Annotated in this window: 13 protein-coding genes; 9 read left to right on the top strand and 4 right to left on the bottom strand. The window is 54.8% G+C overall.

What is annotated here, in order from left to right; all coding sequences use genetic code 11:
* Positions 1–54: 54 nt before the first annotated feature.
* Entirely contained in the window at positions 55–1,248 is a 1,194-nt protein-coding gene (locus tag ACRRUX_RS12425; RefSeq protein WP_432530741.1) for a cystathionine beta-lyase, read from the top strand.
* A 193-nt stretch (positions 1,249–1,441) separates the two neighbouring features.
* Positions 1,442–2,740 (top strand): anaerobic C4-dicarboxylate transporter, encoded by a 1,299-nt coding sequence (locus tag ACRRUX_RS12430; RefSeq protein WP_432530743.1) that lies wholly within the window; start codon positions 1,442–1,444, stop codon positions 2,738–2,740.
* A gap of 68 nt (positions 2,741–2,808) precedes the next feature.
* On the opposite strand, the gene ACRRUX_RS12435 is transcribed toward ACRRUX_RS12430, so the two are convergent.
* Both ACRRUX_RS12435 and yegD read right to left on the bottom strand, forming a co-directional pair.
* Complete coding sequence (locus ACRRUX_RS12435) at positions 2,809–3,330, bottom strand: CreA family protein (RefSeq protein ID WP_432530745.1); 522 nt, start codon at positions 3,328–3,330, stop codon at positions 2,809–2,811.
* A gap of 6 nt (positions 3,331–3,336) precedes the next feature.
* Entirely contained in the window at positions 3,337–4,707 is a 1,371-nt protein-coding gene (yegD, locus tag ACRRUX_RS12440) for a molecular chaperone (protein ID WP_432530746.1), read from the bottom strand.
* A gap of 242 nt (positions 4,708–4,949) precedes the next feature.
* On the opposite strand from yegD, the gene ppk1 reads away from it, so the two are divergent.
* Entirely contained in the window at positions 4,950–7,136 is a 2,187-nt protein-coding gene (gene ppk1 / locus ACRRUX_RS12445; protein ID WP_432530748.1) for a polyphosphate kinase 1, read from the top strand.
* Between the two features lie 32 nt (positions 7,137–7,168).
* Positions 7,169–8,611: an exopolyphosphatase gene (locus ACRRUX_RS12450; protein WP_432530895.1), complete on the top strand. Its 1,443-nt coding sequence runs from the start codon at positions 7,169–7,171 to the stop codon at positions 8,609–8,611.
* A gap of 295 nt (positions 8,612–8,906) precedes the next feature.
* Here the strand turns inward: ACRRUX_RS12450 and grpE are convergent, their stop codons facing one another.
* Complete coding sequence (gene grpE, locus ACRRUX_RS12455) at positions 8,907–9,485, bottom strand: nucleotide exchange factor GrpE (protein WP_432530750.1); 579 nt, start codon at positions 9,483–9,485, stop codon at positions 8,907–8,909.
* Between the two features lie 91 nt (positions 9,486–9,576).
* Between grpE and nadK the strand changes: the two genes are divergently transcribed.
* The 5 genes from nadK (at position 9,577) to ACRRUX_RS12480 (ending at position 15,629) form a co-directional block, all read left to right on the top strand.
* Positions 9,577–10,455, top strand: coding sequence for an NAD(+) kinase (gene nadK / locus ACRRUX_RS12460; RefSeq protein WP_432530752.1), 879 nt, complete (start codon positions 9,577–9,579; stop codon positions 10,453–10,455).
* Between the two features lie 208 nt (positions 10,456–10,663).
* Positions 10,664–12,322 carry an L-lactate permease gene (locus ACRRUX_RS12465; RefSeq protein WP_432530754.1) on the top strand — a complete coding sequence of 553 codons (1,659 nt, stop codon included), beginning with the start codon at positions 10,664–10,666 and terminating at the stop codon, positions 12,320–12,322.
* A gap of 613 nt (positions 12,323–12,935) precedes the next feature.
* Positions 12,936–13,679, top strand: coding sequence for a (Fe-S)-binding protein (locus tag ACRRUX_RS12470; RefSeq protein ID WP_432530756.1), 744 nt, complete (start codon positions 12,936–12,938; stop codon positions 13,677–13,679).
* Positions 13,680–13,689: 10 nt separating this feature from the next.
* Positions 13,690–15,060 (top strand): lactate utilization protein B, encoded by a 1,371-nt coding sequence (locus ACRRUX_RS12475; RefSeq protein ID WP_432530758.1) that lies wholly within the window; start codon positions 13,690–13,692, stop codon positions 15,058–15,060.
* A complete protein-coding gene (locus ACRRUX_RS12480; RefSeq protein WP_432530760.1) occupies positions 15,060–15,629 on the top strand; it encodes a LutC/YkgG family protein in 570 nt (189 codons plus the stop codon). Before ACRRUX_RS12475 ends, ACRRUX_RS12480 begins: the two co-directional genes overlap by 1 nt.
* A gap of 147 nt (positions 15,630–15,776) precedes the next feature.
* Here ACRRUX_RS12480 and ACRRUX_RS12485 read toward each other — a convergent pair whose 3' ends face one another.
* The gene (locus ACRRUX_RS12485; protein ID WP_432530762.1) at positions 15,777–16,913 is read right to left on the bottom strand and encodes an energy transducer TonB; all 1,137 of its coding nucleotides are present in this window, start codon (positions 16,911–16,913) and stop codon (positions 15,777–15,779) included.
* Between the last annotated feature and the right edge of the window lie 68 nt (positions 16,914–16,981).

Raw genomic sequence — 16,981 nt, forward strand, 5'->3', positions numbered from 1 at the left:
GTAGGCTCGATAACCAGATTAGCAGTTCAGACAAACAGGGAAGCGGTTGCAAACATGAGTCACAAAGTCAAAAAAGATACCCTTATCGTCAGCGCCGGCAGAGACAGTCAATGGACCAAAGGGGTGATCAACCCGCCGGTATTTCGCGCCTCCACCATAGTGTTCGACACCATGGAGCAGATGCGTCAGGCCGCCGCGCAAAAGGCTGACGGCGGCATGTTCTATGGCCGCCGCGGCACTCCCACTCACTTTGCTTTTCAATCGGCGATTGCCGAACTGGAAGGTGGCGTCGGCACCGCCCTGTATCCGTCGGGCGCGGCGGCCATTAGCGGAGCCCTGCTGTCATTTCTCAAGGCCGGTGATCATCTGCTGATGGTTGACAGCGTGTACGAGCCCACCCGGGATCTGTGCAACAAGCTGCTGGCGGGTTTTGGCGTGGAAACCACTTACTATGACCCGATGATCGGCGACGGTATACGCCAGCTAATCCGCCCCAACACCAAAGTACTGTTTCTCGAATCCCCCGGCTCCATCACCATGGAAGTGCAGGATGTACCTACGTTGTGCCGCATCGCCCATGAACATGATCTGGTGACCATACTGGACAATACCTGGGCCTCGCCCATCAACAGCCGCCCGTTTGAAATGGGGGTGGATATCTCCATTCAGGCCGCCACCAAGTACATAGTGGGTCATTCGGATGTGATGATGGGCACGGCGACCGCCAATCAAAAATACTGGCGACAGCTGCAGGAAAACTCATACCTGATGGGCCAGTGCACCAGCCCGGATGATGTATTTCTGGCAGCCCGCGGACTGCGCACCCTGGGCGTGCGACTGGCGCAACATCAGAAAAATGCGCTGACGGTGGCCCACTGGCTGGCGAGCCGCCCCGAGGTGGATCATCTGCGCCATCCGGCGTTTGAGTCCTGTCCGGGTCATGAGTTTTTCAAGCGCGACTTCAGCGGCAGCAATGGCTTGTTTTCCTTTGTATTGAAGCAAGGCAACCTGGCCGCCGCCACCGCCTTTGTGGAAGGCATGGCGCACTTTAAGATGGGATTTTCCTGGGGCGGTTATGAAAGCCTTATTCTGGCGATCAGCGGCATCGACAAAATCCGCAGTGCCACCCGCTGGGACAGCAGCAAGCCGCTGATCCGGGTGCACATAGGTCTGGAAGCTCCCGAAGACCTGATTGCCGATTTGGAAGCCGGCTTCGCCCGTTTTAATGCCGTGATGCAAAATAACTGACCGATCCAGATCACGGTTTCACATTTTCCTGCCATGGCCTGATCCGGATCAGGCCAACTTTGCGCTCATTTCAGGTAAAATTAATATTCTTTTTACTGATGTGCGCAAGGACAGTGCAACTATGCCCGGCCTTGCCTGAGCAGTCTGCCCGCCTCCGCCCTCAGTGTTTCCTGCAAATCAGAGATCACCATTTATGTTATGGATCGAGTTGGGCATAGTGCTGCTCAGTATCTTCCTGGGAGCGCGCCTTGGCGGCGTGGCTATTGGCTTCGCCGGTGGATTGGGAGTCATGGTGCTGGCCATGCTCGGGGTGCATCCGGGCAATATTCCCTGGGATGTGATCCTGATTATCATGTCAGTGATTTCGGCCATTGCTGCCATGCAAATGGCCGGTGGCATGGATTATCTGGTGCATCTGGCCGAACGTATGATGCGCCGTCACCCGGATAAAATCACTCTGGTCGCCCCGCTTATCACCTACTTTATGACTCTGCTGGCGGGTACCGGTCATACTGCATTTTCCACCCTGCCGGTGATCGCCCAGGTTGCCAAAGAGCAAAATATCCGCCCATCAAGGCCACTGTCGGTATCGGTCATTGCATCCCAGATTGCCATTACCGCTTCACCCGTCTCTGCTGCCATGGTTTTTTTCACCAGTTTGATGGAGCCCCGCGGCGTCAGCTATCTGCAGGTGCTTGCCGTGTGTATCGCCTCGACCCTGGCCGCCGTGATCCTGACCTCGCTGGTCGCCAATCATCTGGGTTGTGAACTCAAAGATGACCCTGTTTATCAGCACCGGCTGGCCAATGGCGAAGTGGCTGCGCCCCATCAGCAGCAAGTGGAAATCAAAGCCGGTGCCCGCGCCTCGGTGGGTATTTTTGTCATCGCTATTATCGCGGTGGTGGCTTATGCCACTGCGGTGTCACCAACCGTTGGCCTGATCAGCGATCCCAGCATGAGTCGGGATCAGGCGATTATCGCACTGATGCTGACTGCGGCGCTGGCCATTACTCTGGTATGTAAACTGGATGCCGAGCAGATTGTCACGGCGGCCACCTTCCGCTCCGGCATGTCAGCCTGTATCTGTGTAATGGGGGTGGCCTGGCTGGGTGACACTTTTGTCGAAGCCAATCTGGATACCATTCAGCATACGGCCTCTTCACTGCTCAACGCCTACCCCTGGATGCTGGCTGTGGTGCTGTTTTTCGCCGCCATGCTGCTCTACTCCCAGGCCGCGACCACCAAGGCGCTGCTGCCCGCCGCACTGGCACTGGGTGTATCGCCACTGACGGCGGTCGCCTCGTTTGCTGCAGTCTCCGCGCTGTTTGTGCTGCCGACTTACCCCACGCTGCTGGCGGCGGTGGAAATGGATGACACAGGTTCAACCCGTATCGGCAAGGCGGTATTTAATCACCCCTTTATGATCCCGGGCTTGCTGGCCATCACCCTGGCGGTTGGATTTGGTTTTGCCATCGGCTCAGTAGTGCTGTAAGCAAACCCAATTCACCCATAAAAAAACGCAGCCAAATGGCTGCGTTTTTTGGTCTCTACCCACTGCAATCAGTGAGTGACAGGAGCCGCCAGCCAGGCTTGCGTGCCATACAAAGGTACGGCCGACAGCGCATGTTTGTGGCTGCCGCTGCTCTCCTTGGTGGAGTAGGACAAGTACAAAAGCGTCTGATGTTCGGCATCATAAATGCGGCGCACCTTGAGATTCTTGAACAGTATGCTCAGGGACTCCTTGTACACCACCTCGCCGCCTTTGCTCTTGTCTATGCTGGCTACCTCAGCCGCCGTAATGGGGCCGGTCTGACGACAGGCGATACTCATATCGGACGGATCAGCCAGTGACAAGTCCGCTTCAATGCGGCTGATATAACAGGTCACCCCGGGGATTTTGGGATCCTGTCTGGCATCGATCACCACATCCTTGGTGGTAAACAGCCCCAGACTGACCTTGGCAACATCACCGCCACCGCAGCCAGCCAATCCCAGTGCGCCCAGCAGACATACACTCAGTAATCTAATGCAGGGCAATCTGACAGCAGGCACAGCTAAACCTGGGTGAGATGGCTTATTCATGAGTCTTTATCCTTGTTGACCAAAAAGCTTTTGTGCCCAGCGGGTCAATCCCGCCGTCACTGAACCAAAGTGGTCACCGACCACAATCCGGCACTCAGGGTAACAGCGGGCAATGCGCTGGTAAATGGCCGGGCTTCGCGCCGTGCCACCGGTCACATACACGATATCCGGCATCACACCGGCGGTATCAACCGCGCTTTGCATCAGGGCTTCGACCCGACTGAGGGGATCATCAATGGCTGAAACAAACTGCTCAGCAGACACTTCAGGGCTGAGCCTGGCTTCAATAAACTCAAGATTGGCCTCAATACTGTTTGCATCCGACAGCGCGATTTTGGCCCGCTCTGCCTGTCTGACCAACTGATAGGACAGCTGCAAACGCTGAATTTTTGACAGCCGTTTGAGCAACTGCGGCTCGCAGGCTTCTTTCATCAAATCATCAATCAGCTTTTTGCAGGTCACTGAGGCAAAATCCCGCTGGGCAGCGATATCATTGACCGCCACGCCATTCCAGAACACCTTGCTGGGCATGGGTTTGCCTGTCACCAACTGGCTGCCCAGTCCCATGTGTGGCATAAAGCTGTGCATCGCCAGCGCGATATCCAGATCGTTACCGCCAATCCGCTGACCGCTGTGACCAAGAAAATCGGCGCTGCGATCACTGGCGCTGACATGGGATGGCCCCATACGCACCACTGAGCAGTCAGTGGTACCGCCGCCCACGTCGACCACCAGCACTGTGCGATCTTCAGTCAGCTGCGCTTCAAAATCCATGCCCGCGGCAATGGGTTCAAACAAAAAGGCAACCTCGGTAAAGCCGGCACGGATCGCCGCCGTGGTCAATATGGTTTCGGCCTGCACATTGGCTTGCTCGCCGCCTATGCCCTGAAAGTTCACCGGCCGGCCAATGACCGCGCGGGTGATGGTCTGACCCAGCGCCTGCTCGCCCTGCTGCTTGATGTGCATCATCATCAGGGTGACTATGTCTTCAAACAGGCCAATTTGATCGGGTCTGAGCCCGGTGGCTCCCAGAAAGGATTTGGGTGACCGGACATAAAACCCCTCCTCCGGTACTTCCATATAGGCGTTAAACGCCGCTTCGCCAAAAAACACCACTTCATCGGCAGGCAGCAAATCCAGCTCGCGGCGCACCGCTTTAGCGCGGCTCAGCTCGGCGCTGCGTTTGGGTGCATATTCGGCCTGTTGATCGCTGCCCAGACGCTGATACACGGCTTCGGCGATCAATTCTCTGTCGTAGGCATACAGGGTGGAACTGATGTAGCGGCTGTCACCGGCCAACGGCAGCAAGTGCACGCCATCGTCCGTCATTACACCCAAAGCGCAGTTGGCACTGCCATAATCGAAACCCACAAACATGGCGACTCCAGAGTCCTGAAAAAAGCCGGCAAAAATACCACAAAAATTCCAGCCAAGACACAGGGAAAGCGGTGTTTTTTATGTCACACTAGCGTCATAAATGTCATATGACTGACATAGTCGCAGGCTAGAGTACGTGCGGATCCGGATGCCTTTTGTCATAACAAAGTTGGACAAAATGCCTCTTTTCCCCCACCTTACAGGGAACAGCCTGCCCGCTGTTTGGCAAAGGAATCAATGTCGTGATTAGTGGCTCAGATAAGTTTTTTGTGGAAAAGGAGTTGTCCTGGCTGTCCTTTAATGAAAGGGTGCTGCAGGAAGCCAGCGATGCCAGTGTACCTGTGGTCGAGCGGGTGCGGTTTCTGGGGATCTACTCCAACAATATGGATGAGTTTTTCCGGGTGCGGGTTGCTGCGGTGCGCCGCCGTCTGCAGCTGGGCAGTTTCACCACAACGCTGGAAAAAGACCGCCATCTGCTGCAAAAAATCCAGACCAAGGTACTGCTGCTGCAGGAAAAATTTGATGCCATTTATGCTGAGCTGATGCGCGAACTGGTGCGCTGCAATATCTTTTTGGTGAACGAATTACAGTTAACCCACAGCCACAGCCAATGGTTGAAGAAGCACTTTCGTGACAATCTCAAGCAGCATTTTGCCCCGCTGATCATCAACAATCAGCAGAATTTACCCAAACTGCTGCGGGACGATACCACCTATCTGGCGGTGAGCCTCAACAGCGAACATAAGCGCCAGTACGCCCTTATCGAAGTGCCGACCAAAAATGTGCCGCGCTTCATTGCCCTGCCGCCGGAACAAACCAAACGCAAAAAGTACCTGATTTTGCTGGACAACGTCATCCGTCACTGTGTGCATGAGCTGTTCAGTCCATTCTTCGACTATTCCAACATCGAAGTCTATTCGATGAAAATTACCCGGGATGCCGAATTCGACCTCAATACCGAGCTTGAACACAGTCAGCTGGAAAAGATTTCGCTGGCACTGAAACAGCGACTGACTGCCGAGCCGGTGCGTCTGGTGTATGACCGGGAAATGCCCGAGCACATGCTGACCATGCTCAAGGACAGACTGGGCATCAGCGGCACTGAATGTCTGGTGCCCGGCGGCCGTTACCACTCCTTCAAAGACTTTATCGGTTTTCCCAATCCCGGCCGCAAACATCTGGAACATCCCAAACTCAAGGCCCTGAAAAATCCGTTTTTCTACAATTCGGTCAACAAATTTGATGCCCTGCGCCGGCAGGACATACTGCTGTATTACCCGTACCACAGGTTCTCCCATTTAACCGAGTTGCTGCGCCAGGCCGCCTACGATCCGGCGGTGCGTTTTATCAAAATCAATGTCTACCGGGTCGCCAAGCATTCGCAGATCATGCACTCGCTGATGGAAGCGGTGAAAAATGGTAAAAAGGTGACCGCGGTGATTGAACTGGCAGCCCGCTTTGATGAACAGGCCAACATTGAATGGAGCCGGCGGCTGTCAGAAGCCGGGGTGCGGGTGCACCACGGCATTCCCAGCTTAAAAATCCATGCAAAGATGTGCCTCATCGGCCGGGAAGAGGCAGAGGGTATGCGGCTATATGCGCATATCGGCACCGGTAATTTCAACGAGAGCACGGCGCGTATCTACACCGACTTTGCACTGTTTACAGCACATCCCGAGATTGGTGCCGAAGTCGAGCAGGTATTTGAGCTAATTGAGCATCCCTATCGCCGCTATCACTTCAATCAGTTGCTGGTCTCGCCCTACAATGTGCGCCAAAAAATCGATATGCTGCTGGATCATGAAATCGCCATGGCACAGGCAGGTCAAACTGCAGCGGTCACCCTCAAGGTCAACAATCTGGTGGATATGGCACTGATTGACAGACTGTATGAGGCCAGCGCGGCAGGGGTGAATATCCGTCTGATGGTGCGGGGCATGTGCGCGTTGATCCCGGGCATTAAAGGCATCAGTGACAATATCCGGGTGTACAGCGTCGTGGATCGCTTTCTGGAACACGCCAGGGTCATGCACTTTCATCACAGTGGCGAAAACAAGGTATTCATTACCTCTGCCGACTGGATGACCCGCAACCTGGATGAACGCATCGAGGTGGGCACCCAGATACTGGACGAGCAGCTGAAACAGACCATTCTGGATATTCTGGCGATTCAGTTCAGCGACAATACCAAGAACCGGATCATCAATCAGGATCAGACTAATCCTTACCACCCCAGAGGCAACAAGCGCAAAGTTCGCTCCCAGCTGGCGATTCTGGATTACCTGCAAAACCGGGAAAAAACCCTGGCGGCAGCCATTGCGCCGATGGATGAAGATGTGGAATCAGGCTATCGGCGAGCACTTGAGCCGGTCATTGCGGCAGATGGCCAGGGCGGCATGCCCATTAATTGTCAGGAGAAAGCCAGTTGATCCTATTACCCAAACACTATGTGGCCATCGACATGGGCTCCAACAGCTTTCATTTGGTGATCGCCCGTGAGCAGGATGGCCAATTGCAAATTGTCCATAAAGAAAAACAACAGGTTAAGTTAGCTCAGGGGTTGGATGAGCAGAACATTCTGAGTGAAGAAGCCATCATTCGTGGGGTGGAGTGCCTGAAGGACTTTAACCTCAGATTCGCCGATATCAGTAATGCCGAGATCCGTCTGGTTGCCACCTACACCCTCAGGGTCGCAGTTAACCGTGCCGACTTTATTACCAGAGTCAAAGAGACCCTGCCCTATCCCATAGAAGTCATCTCCGGCCATGAAGAAGCGCGTCTTATCTATCATGGCATCGCCCACAGCGAAGTGCTGGAAAAACGCAATCTGGTGATCGATATAGGCGGCGGCTCCACCGAAGTGGTGGTTGGCCGCTTTGGGCAATCAAAAACCCTCACCAGTCTGCATTGCGGCTGTGTCAGCTTCCATGAGAAGTACTTCGCCGATGGCATTATCGATCTGGCGCGTTTTACCGCCGCCTGTCAGGCCGCAGATGAAGAGTTCTCGACCCTGAGTAAGGCTTATTTTGAAGGCGACTGGGATCTGGTACTGGGCAGCTCAGGTACCATCAAAGCAGTCAGTGAAGCGCTGGCTGAGCTTTACGGCACACCGGACATTACCCTTACCAATCTTAAAAAACTCAAACGACAGTTGATTGAATGGGGCAATCTTGAGGGACGACTGAACAATGTCGAAGACAAGCGAGCCACCATCCTACCGGCGGGACTGGCCATTCTCATCAGTTTCTTTCGCCGTTTATCACTGAAATCCCTCAGGTTTACTGCCGGTGCGCTGCGCGAAGGAGTGCTCTACGAAATGGCGCAGATAGGTCAGTATCAGGATGTCCGCCTGCGTACAGTCGACAGCATCGCCCGGCTGTATCATGTGGATCGAAGCCATGCGTTTAGGGTACGGGATACCGTAATGCAGCTGTTTGAACAGGTTGCCGATACCTGGCAGCTGCGGGGATACAGTCGGTTGCTGGCATACGCGGCAACGCTGCATGAAGTGGGCATCCACATCAACTCCCGCGCCCATCAGAAACATGGCGCCTACATTATCGCCAACGCAGATCTGCCCGGATTCGATGAAACCCTGCAGCAACAGCTGGCGCTGCTTATCGGCAGCCACCGCAAACGCCCGGATGAGAGCCTGCTCCAGCAGCCACAACTGGCCCGTCTGGTATGTTTGCTGCGACTGGGTGTCATGATTAACCTGGGCCGTCAGGGTAAAAGTATGATGATAACCGTGCGGGCTGAAGGACGTCGTCTGCATGTAACCCTGCCAAGGGGAAAACGCAAAATTGCCCTGTTGCTGAGCGACCTTGAGCGGGAGTCCAAGTGGCTCACCCCGCTGGGCGTTGATCTTATCGTCACCGCCGTCATGCCTGGCGCGCTGGTGTAATACCGATTTCATTTAATCGTTAATTTGTTTCAGCAGACGTTCAATGCGCTTGATACAAGGTCATTGAAACCCGCACCGCGTGAGCCTGTCAGGCCCCTGCTTCTGTGTGGCATTGCTTTTAGGGAACAACCCTTTAAAAGCAATGCGCTTTCAATCAGAATCCCCGACTCTCTGAATTGATCAGACGATGAATGAAGTTGGTGTAACTTGAGCCACGGGTTACAAATACAAAAGGACGCCAGAGCGTCCTTTTGATTCAGTGAAATCACCCGAAGCTGTGCCCGGGGATAGTCTGTCAGCCCTGAGATACCATAACCATGGCGGGACGCAGCAAACGATCGTTCAGCAGATAGCCCTTTTGCATCACCAGCATCACGGTATTGGCGGGATGCTCGCTGCTTGGCTGCATGCCAATCGCCTGATGTTGTTCTGGATTGAAGGCTTCACCCACAGGATCAACCTGGGCGATACCGAATTTACCCACCGCAGTCATCAGGGTTTTCAGTGTCAGCTCAACGCCTTCGATCACCGCTCTGGCAGCGTCATCTTCCACTGAGCCCACCAGTGCACGCTCCATGTTGTCGATAACCGGCAACAGTTCGTTGGCGAACTTTTCCAGTGCAAACTTGTGCGCCTTCTCAACATCCATGGCTGCACGGCGACGGATGTTTTCCATTTCGGCCACAGCGCGCAGCGCCGCGTCCCTTTCCTCTTTGGCAGCACTTTGCGCCTCGGCCAGTGCCTGCTCCAGTTCTTCAATACGGAAATTCGCCTGGGTCAACTCGTCCACCAGTGCAGCTTCCCCCTGGGAGGCCTCAGTTTCAACCACTTCCTCAACCTGGTCCTGTGGTGCTTGCTTGTGTTCGTTGCTCATTGTTACTCCAGCTAAAAATGCTTTGTTTCTGCATACTCTGGGCATATTATGGGGACTAAATTTGACGATTCAAGGCCTTTCCAAGGGAAATATGACAAGCGAGTTCCACACCATTGGTCTCATCGGAAAACCCCATCACAGCGGGACCAATTTAACCCTCAAACGCCTGCATCACTGGCTCACCATGCAAGGGTACGAAATTCTGGTGGAAGAGCGGGTCGCCTCGGAACTGGGCAGCCATGTGCAATCAGCGGATATGCTGGAAATCGGCAAGCGTTGCGATTTAGCCGTTGTGGTTGGCGGTGACGGTAACATGCTGGGCGCAGCCCGGGTTCTGGCCCGCTTTGACGTTGGCGTCATCGGCGTCAACCGTGGCAATCTGGGTTTTTTGACCGATTTACCGCCGGATGCGTTCGAGGAAAAACTGGGCGCCGTACTGCAGGGCGAGTATGAAACCGAGCACCGGTTTTTACTGGAAGCCGAAGTCCACCGCCATGGCAAACTCAAAGCAAGTAATACCGCCGTCAACGAGGCGGTGCTGCATCCTGGCAAAGTGGCGCATATGATTGAGTACGAGGTGTACATTGATGAGCAATTCATGTACAGCCAGCGGGCTGATGGCATGATTGTCTCGACGCCCACAGGGTCAACCGCCTATTCACTGTCTGCCGGTGGTGCCATTCTGACCCCCAAACTGCAGGCGATGATCCTGGTCCCCATGTTCCCCCATACCCTGTCCTGCCGCCCTATCGTGGTCGACGCCGACAGTATGATCAAACTGGTGGTTTCTCCCCATAATGGCGAGAATCTGGAAGTCAGTTGTGATGGTCATGTCACCCTGGCAGTGTTGCCCGGCGACGAGATTATCATCCACCGCAGCCCAGAACGCCTCAGACTGATCCACCCCAAAGGTTACAACTACTTCCACGTGCTGCGTAATAAGCTTGGCTGGGGCAGCAAGCTGTTTTAATAAGTAATTTTCCTTTCCTGCTCAAGTCATTAGCCCGGCACTTTGGCGCAAGCCTGTATACTTGCAGCATGATTGAATGCTAAAGTGCGTTCGTTGGCGTGACGTTGACGCCGCCCTGATGGGGCCTCGTTCAATGGCAGTACACGCGCGGTGTTTCCCGCTCTTTCCGGGAAACACCTGTGTCAGTAACTGCCACTGTGAGGTGCCCATGACCTTTCTCCAACTTATCGCCAGTTTATCCCCTGTCATCAGCGTCATGGTATTTCTGGTGCTGCTCAGACTGCCGGCTTCCAGAGCCATGCCCATCTCACTGGCGATTACAGCACTGGCGGCGGCATTTATCTGGCGAATGGATACTGGCATGCTGGCGGCCTCGGTGGTTGAAGGCCTGCTGTCGGCGCTAACGCCATTGACCATCATTTTTGGTGCCGTGTTCCTGCTCAACACCCTCAAATATTCAGGCGCAATGGATACCATCCGTGCCGGTTTTACCAATATCAGCGCCGATGCCCGAGTCCAGGTCATCATCATCTGCTGGCTGTTTGGGGCCTTTATCGAAGGCAGCGCCGGGTTTGGCACCCCTGCCGCTATCGGTGCGCCCCTGCTGGTGTTACTGGGCATTCCACCGGTGGCCGCCGCAGTAGTGGCGCTGGTTGCCGACTCAGCTTCAGTGTCCTTTGGCGCCATCGGACTGCCGGTCCTCTTTGGTATGGAGCAGGGGCTGCTGCAGGGCGGCGAGAACATGGCGGCGGCACAAATTGCACTGTATGGTGGCAGTTTCACTGACTATGCCCGCTTTATCGCCATGCACATGATCAGCATTGATTTGATTACCGGCACCCTGATCCCCCTGGTTATCGTTTCACTGCTGACCGGATTTTTCGGCCGTAATCGCTCATTTAAAGAGGGACTGGCTATCTGGCCTTTCGCGCTGTTTGCCGGTTTTGCCTTTACCATTCCGGCCTGGAGTATCAATTATCTGGCAGGCCCGGAGTTTCCTTCAGTTATCGGTGCGCTGATTGGGATGGCGATTGTCATTCCGGTCGCGCGCAAAGGCTGGTTATTGCCGGCAACGCCCTGGTTCGACTTTGACAAAGCCGGTGACAATGTCGATGACTCGCCGCCCTCTTCAGTCGCCGGACAACATCCACAATTCAGCCAACTGGCGGCCTGGACACCCTATCTGGTCATGGCCGGTTTGCTGGTGCTGTCCAGAGTGGTAAGTCCCCTCAAGGTCTGGCTCAATGGCTTTAATTTCAGCTGGACCAACCTGCTGGGCACCGAACTTAAAGCGGGGTTTGCCACCCTGTACGCGCCGGGTGCTTTCTTCGTGCTGGTGTGTGTACTCAGCTTTTGGCTGTTTGGAATGCGCCGCTTGGCCATCGGTCAGGCGGTGGGCACTTCGTTGAAATCCATGGTACCGACTGTCATATCTCTGGGCGCCTCCGTGCCCATGGTCAAGATATTCCTTAACTCGGGTGACAATCATGCCAATCTGGTCGCTATGCCCATCGCGCTGGCGGATATGCTGGCGGCCAGTATGGGCAGTGTATGGAACTGGGTTGCACCGATTGTCGGCATCTTCGGCGCGTTTCTGTCCGGCTCGGCAACCTTTTCCAACATGATGTTTTCCGGCCTGCAGTTCAGTGTGGCCGAAAATATTGGCGAAAATCCGGCGATTATTCTGGCGCTGCAGGGTATTGGAGCCAATGCCGGCAATATGATGTGTGTGATGAATGTCGTCGCTGCGGCCACCGTGGTTGGTATGGCTGGCAGAGAAGCCGAAATCATTCGCAAAACCATGCCGGTTGCGCTGGCTTACGCCCTGCTGGCGGGCACATTGGGATGGTTGTGGGGCGGCTTCTGACCACGAACGCCGGATTGTCGCCGGCGATGCCCTGCCGGCACATCAATTAACACCACAGACAAATTGACCGCTGCTGAATCTGGTGGAATTTATGCTCCAGTCGCTGCGTTGAAAACGGACGCTGCGCCGCCAAGATATCCTTGCCCTGCACCTGGGCTGCAGCGCCAGGCATCTACAGGCAGAGCCCGCCATGCTGGCGATAGCAAACACCTGCGCAAGAGAGGTTGTTATCCCCGGAAACCGTGAATGCCGCAACGACGCCGGTGAACAAGGCTTTATTATCCGGAAATCAATGCCTCGGCGCTGCGACATTTACACGCCCAGCAGCCAGCCGGAGTACAACTGGGTTATTACATCAATCGCCCCTGCGAGCCGGGATTGACCCACCACTTGGGCATCAGTTATCGGCATCTGGCATGCCAGCTGGATGCATGCAGCCGCGAAGATGCGCAATAATCCCATCACTATCTTCTCATAGTTGAGAAAGTGAATATGGTGTTTTACTGAATTACCCCTACAACAACGGGGGAGATGAGCCTATATTGGGATTAGTTTGCCTTAAGGTGAGCCGGATCACAGCATTGCCGTTAATCCCACATATTGAGAAGCTCAGATGAAGATAGCACTTTTCATCCCTTGCCTGGTCAACCAGTTAATGCCTGACGTGGCTATCGCCACCCTGGAATTGCTGGAAAAACTGGGGCATGAGGTCATATTTCCCCAGGGTCAGACCTGTTGTGGTCAACCTATGACCAATTCGGGTTGTTACAACGAGGCCAGAAACACCACCCTGAAACTGCTCAACAGTTTCAAAGGCGTCGAGTGTGATGCCATCGTCTGCCCTGCCGCCAGTTGCCTGGTCGCCGCCAAAGAAAATTTCCACGAATTTGACAACAGCCCACAAGCTCAGGCAGTCATCGCGAAATTGTACGAGCTGACCGAATTTCTGCACGATGTCGCCCCGATTGCGCAGTTTACCAAAGCCTTCCCACACCGCATCAGCCTGCAAATGAGCTGTCATGGTGTGCGTATGCTGGGACTGGCCAGTGGCAGTGAGTTTATGGGCCCGGCCTTTAACAAAGTAGAAGCCGTACTTTGCAACATTCCGGGGATCGAAATCTGCTACCCGGATCGCAAAGATGAATGTTGTGGCTTCGGTGGCACCTTTGCCGTCGATGAAGGGGCGGTATCAGCCAAGATGGGCAAAGACAAAGCCCGTGCCCATGCCGATACCGGTGCCGAATATGTGGTGGGTTATGACCCGAGCTGCATGTTGCATCTGGATGGCATGATCCGTCGTCAGCAGTTGCCGCTGCAGATCCGCCATATCGCGCAAATCATCAACGGCGCACTCTAGGGGGGAAGCGATGTCACATTCCAATCAAGGTACCCATGCCAGCCGCGCCGAAATTTTCTGCCGTGATGAATCCCGGGTTGACTGGCATTCACGCGCGCTGTGGCTGATGCGTGAAAAACGCGACCGCGCTGCGTCCGCCATTCCCGAGTGGGAGTCCCTCAGACAGCTGGGCAGTGAAATCAAACTGCACACGCTGACGCACTTAAGCCAGCTGCTGGAAACCTTTGAGCGCAACTGTATCGCCAATGGCATTAGCGTGCACTGGGCCAGCACCGCGGCCGAGCACAACCAGATAGTGCATGATATTTTGTCGCGTCATCAGGTTAAGAAGCTGGTCAAGTCCAAATCCATGCTCACTGAAGAGTGTCACATGAATCCTTATCTGGAGGAGCGTGGCATTGAGGTGATCGATACCGATCTGGGTGAACGCATCATTCAACTGGCACATCAGCCGCCTTCTCATATCGTGGTGCCGGCCATCCACATGAAAAAAGAAGAGGTGGGTGAACTGTTTCATCAGAAAATCGGCACTGAGGCCGGGGCATCAGATCCTACCTATCTGACCCGCGCGGCCCGCGCCCATCTGCGGGAGCAGTTTCTAACCGCCGATGCCGCCATGACAGGCGTAAACATGGCCATCGCCGACAAAGGTGCCGTGGTGGTGTGTACCAACGAAGGCAATGCCGACATGGGCGTGAATCTGCCGAATGTTCAGCTGCACTCCATGGGTATCGACAAACTGGTGCCCAATCTGGATGCCGCCGCGGTATTGCTGCGCATGCTGGCACGCAACGCCACTGGTCAGCCTGTCACGACCTATTCCAGCATGTACAGCGGCCCAAAAACCGGCGGCGAGATGCATATTATCATCGTAGACAATGGCCGCAGCAAAATGCTGCAGGACGCCATTCTGGCCGAGTCGCTCAAATGTATCCGCTGCGGTGGCTGCCTGAACACCTGTCCGGTATACCGTCGCAGCGGTGGTCACAGCTACAGCTATACCATCCCGGGCCCGATTGGCCTGGCGGTGGGCGATCCGGCTGACAACAGCATGCCATGGGCCTGTACTTTGTGCGCCTCCTGCACCGGTGTCTGCCCGACCAAAGTCCCGCTGGATAAAATCATCCATCACAGACGTCGCCTCAAGGCGCAGGAGCAGCAACTCCCCTATGGTAAAGCGGCTTATATGCCTTTGGTCGGCAAAATGATGGCCAGCCCGCTGGCGCTGAACTGTGCCATGAGCGTGGCCCGTACGTCACTGCGATATCTGCCCGGCAGCCTGCTTAAGCCTTTCGCCGGCGCCTGGGGCAAATACCGCGAATTGCCCGTGGCCCCCTCTTCCAGCTTTGAGCGCTGGTACAGCCAGCACAGGAGTAAATAATGCCTGGAAAACAAACTATTCTGGCAGCGTTGGCGGCAAGTGCACTGCCAGCCCATAACATGCCTGATATCAATATTGAACCCCGTATGGACGATCTGGCCGCTCAGTTTGAAGCCAGCCTGAGCCAGGTTGCCGGCACCTTACACGCCAATGCGTCTGTGGAACTGCTGCAGGATAAGGTCAACAGCCTGATCGCCGAAGGCATGCAGGTGCTGTCGCTGGTAGACGGTGTGCAGGGTAATCGACAATTACCAGCAACACCACACGAGCTTAAAGACATTGATTTTGCAGTGATTGAGGGTGAGCTGGCGGTGGCCGAAAACGGCGCGGTTTGGGTACCTGAACAAGAAAGTCACAGAGTAACGCCATTTATCTGTGAAAACCTGCTGCTGGCGGTGAAACAGGACGCGCTGGTCGCCAATATGCATCAGGCAGTATCCAGGCTGACACTGAGATCCGGCAGTTGTGGTGCCTTTATCGCCGGTCCATCCAAAACGGCGGACATTGAGCAATCTTTGGTGGTTGGCGCCCATGGTGCCTGCAGTCTGGACGTTTACCTTATCCGGTAAGCGCTTTTACGCCACATGCCCCGCTTTGCCTTGCTACGCAGGTAAAATGCCGGGGCAGGTAAAAGCCCTGCAGTGAACAGTCCGGGGCAGACCGAAAAAAATTGCCGCCAGTTATGGCGGCAATTTCTCATCACAAGGCGGTGATTATTATCTGCGGATAAGGAAATCCAGCTGCACTGTGCTTTGCGCTTCAACCGGCTTGCCGTTTTCAAATTTGGGCGCATAACGCCATTCCTGCATCGCCTTGATGGCGCTTCTCTCAAAGGCTGCGCCGCCGTCAGACTTGATCACTTCCACATCTTTGACAAAGCCCGTTTTATCTATGGTAAAGCTCATCTGAACCAGACCATCCCGGTTCCTCTTTGCCATGCCAGTGGGGAAGTCTGGGAGCGTCCTGAATATGGGGGTTTGCTCCTGATTTTCCAGCCAGGGCGTCATGCTGCCAATAGCCAGACAATGCTCAGTTGCCAGTTCACGCTCTCCCTTTCGCTCATACAATTCCACCAAAAAGGCATGGGCCGCCAGCGATACCTGAGTGTCATACTGCAGCACGCTGAACTGGGCTATCACATCTTTAAGCATGGATTCTGCCTGATCGTAACGGCGCTCGCCCATGTAAAATTTGGCCATATTAAACGCGGCAAGATTGCGCTCAACGGCATTTTCCGGTGCGTGCTCTACATACAGATCATAGGCCTGCTCAGCATAACGACGGGACAAAGAACGATATTCAGATGACAGGATATGGCTGGCCTGAATGTAAACTTCGGCGCGTACCAGCGGCGGCAAGGTTTTGGACAGCTCCACTGCCCGTAACACGTTTTTTTTCTTGGTGTTGAAGTCCCGGCCATTGTCGATATAGTAGCTGCGGGCCAATTTCAGCAAAGGCTCAACCAGCTCAGTGCTCTCCGGCCCATACTCCTTTTCATACACTGACACGGCATATTGCAGCAGCTCGGTTTGTGTCGGGAAATCCTCTTCCGGGGCGGAGCGCAGCAAATAGTTGGCCTTAAGTCCCAGTGCATGGGCGTAATTCATTGCCAGATTGGCCGTGTTGACATGGCTCTGGCCAAACTCGGCTTTACCGAGTTCATAAGCCAGCCTCGCCTGAAGCAGTTGCCCCTGAGCGTCCTGATTGTCAACGGCAGTGAGGTATCCTGCAAGGGCATCGGCAAACGCAGGCTGCGCGGCCGAGGTCTGCGCATTCACAGACCAGGAGGCAGTGAGCGCCAGCGAGGCAGTCCCCATCATCAGCAAAGTCGGCAAAACAGCGTTCAATTTCATGGTTCATCCTTAACCAATGTAAATCTTTACCGGCATCAGCAGGATGCCGGTAACCAGCCCATTACCCT

Source organism: Shewanella sp. GXUN23E, from assembly GCF_050865035.1.
In the GTDB taxonomy this organism is placed as follows: domain Bacteria; phylum Pseudomonadota; class Gammaproteobacteria; order Enterobacterales; family Shewanellaceae; genus Shewanella.

Bases quoted from the DNA above. Each gene is read 5' to 3' on its own strand.
- ACRRUX_RS12425 (WP_432530741.1), top strand. From the start codon at position 55: ATGAGTCACAAAGTCAAAAAAGATACCCTTATCGTCAGCGCCGGCAGA.
- ACRRUX_RS12430 (WP_432530743.1), top strand. From the start codon at position 1,442: ATGTTATGGATCGAGTTGGGCATAGTGCTGCTCAGTATCTTCCTGGGA.
- ACRRUX_RS12435 (WP_432530745.1), bottom strand. From the start codon at position 3,330: ATGAATAAGCCATCTCACCCAGGTTTAGCTGTGCCTGCTGTCAGATTG.
- yegD (WP_432530746.1), bottom strand. From the start codon at position 4,707: ATGTTTGTGGGTTTCGATTATGGCAGTGCCAACTGCGCTTTGGGTGTA.
- ACRRUX_RS12450 (WP_432530895.1), top strand. From the start codon at position 7,169: ATGGGCTCCAACAGCTTTCATTTGGTGATCGCCCGTGAGCAGGATGGC.
- grpE (WP_432530750.1), bottom strand. From the start codon at position 9,485: ATGAGCAACGAACACAAGCAAGCACCACAGGACCAGGTTGAGGAAGTG.
- nadK (WP_432530752.1), top strand. From the start codon at position 9,577: ATGACAAGCGAGTTCCACACCATTGGTCTCATCGGAAAACCCCATCAC.
- ACRRUX_RS12465 (WP_432530754.1), top strand. From the start codon at position 10,664: ATGACCTTTCTCCAACTTATCGCCAGTTTATCCCCTGTCATCAGCGTC.
- ACRRUX_RS12470 (WP_432530756.1), top strand. From the start codon at position 12,936: ATGAAGATAGCACTTTTCATCCCTTGCCTGGTCAACCAGTTAATGCCT.
- ACRRUX_RS12475 (WP_432530758.1), top strand. From the start codon at position 13,690: ATGTCACATTCCAATCAAGGTACCCATGCCAGCCGCGCCGAAATTTTC.
- ACRRUX_RS12480 (WP_432530760.1), top strand. From the start codon at position 15,060: ATGCCTGGAAAACAAACTATTCTGGCAGCGTTGGCGGCAAGTGCACTG.
- ACRRUX_RS12485 (WP_432530762.1), bottom strand. From the start codon at position 16,913: ATGAAATTGAACGCTGTTTTGCCGACTTTGCTGATGATGGGGACTGCC.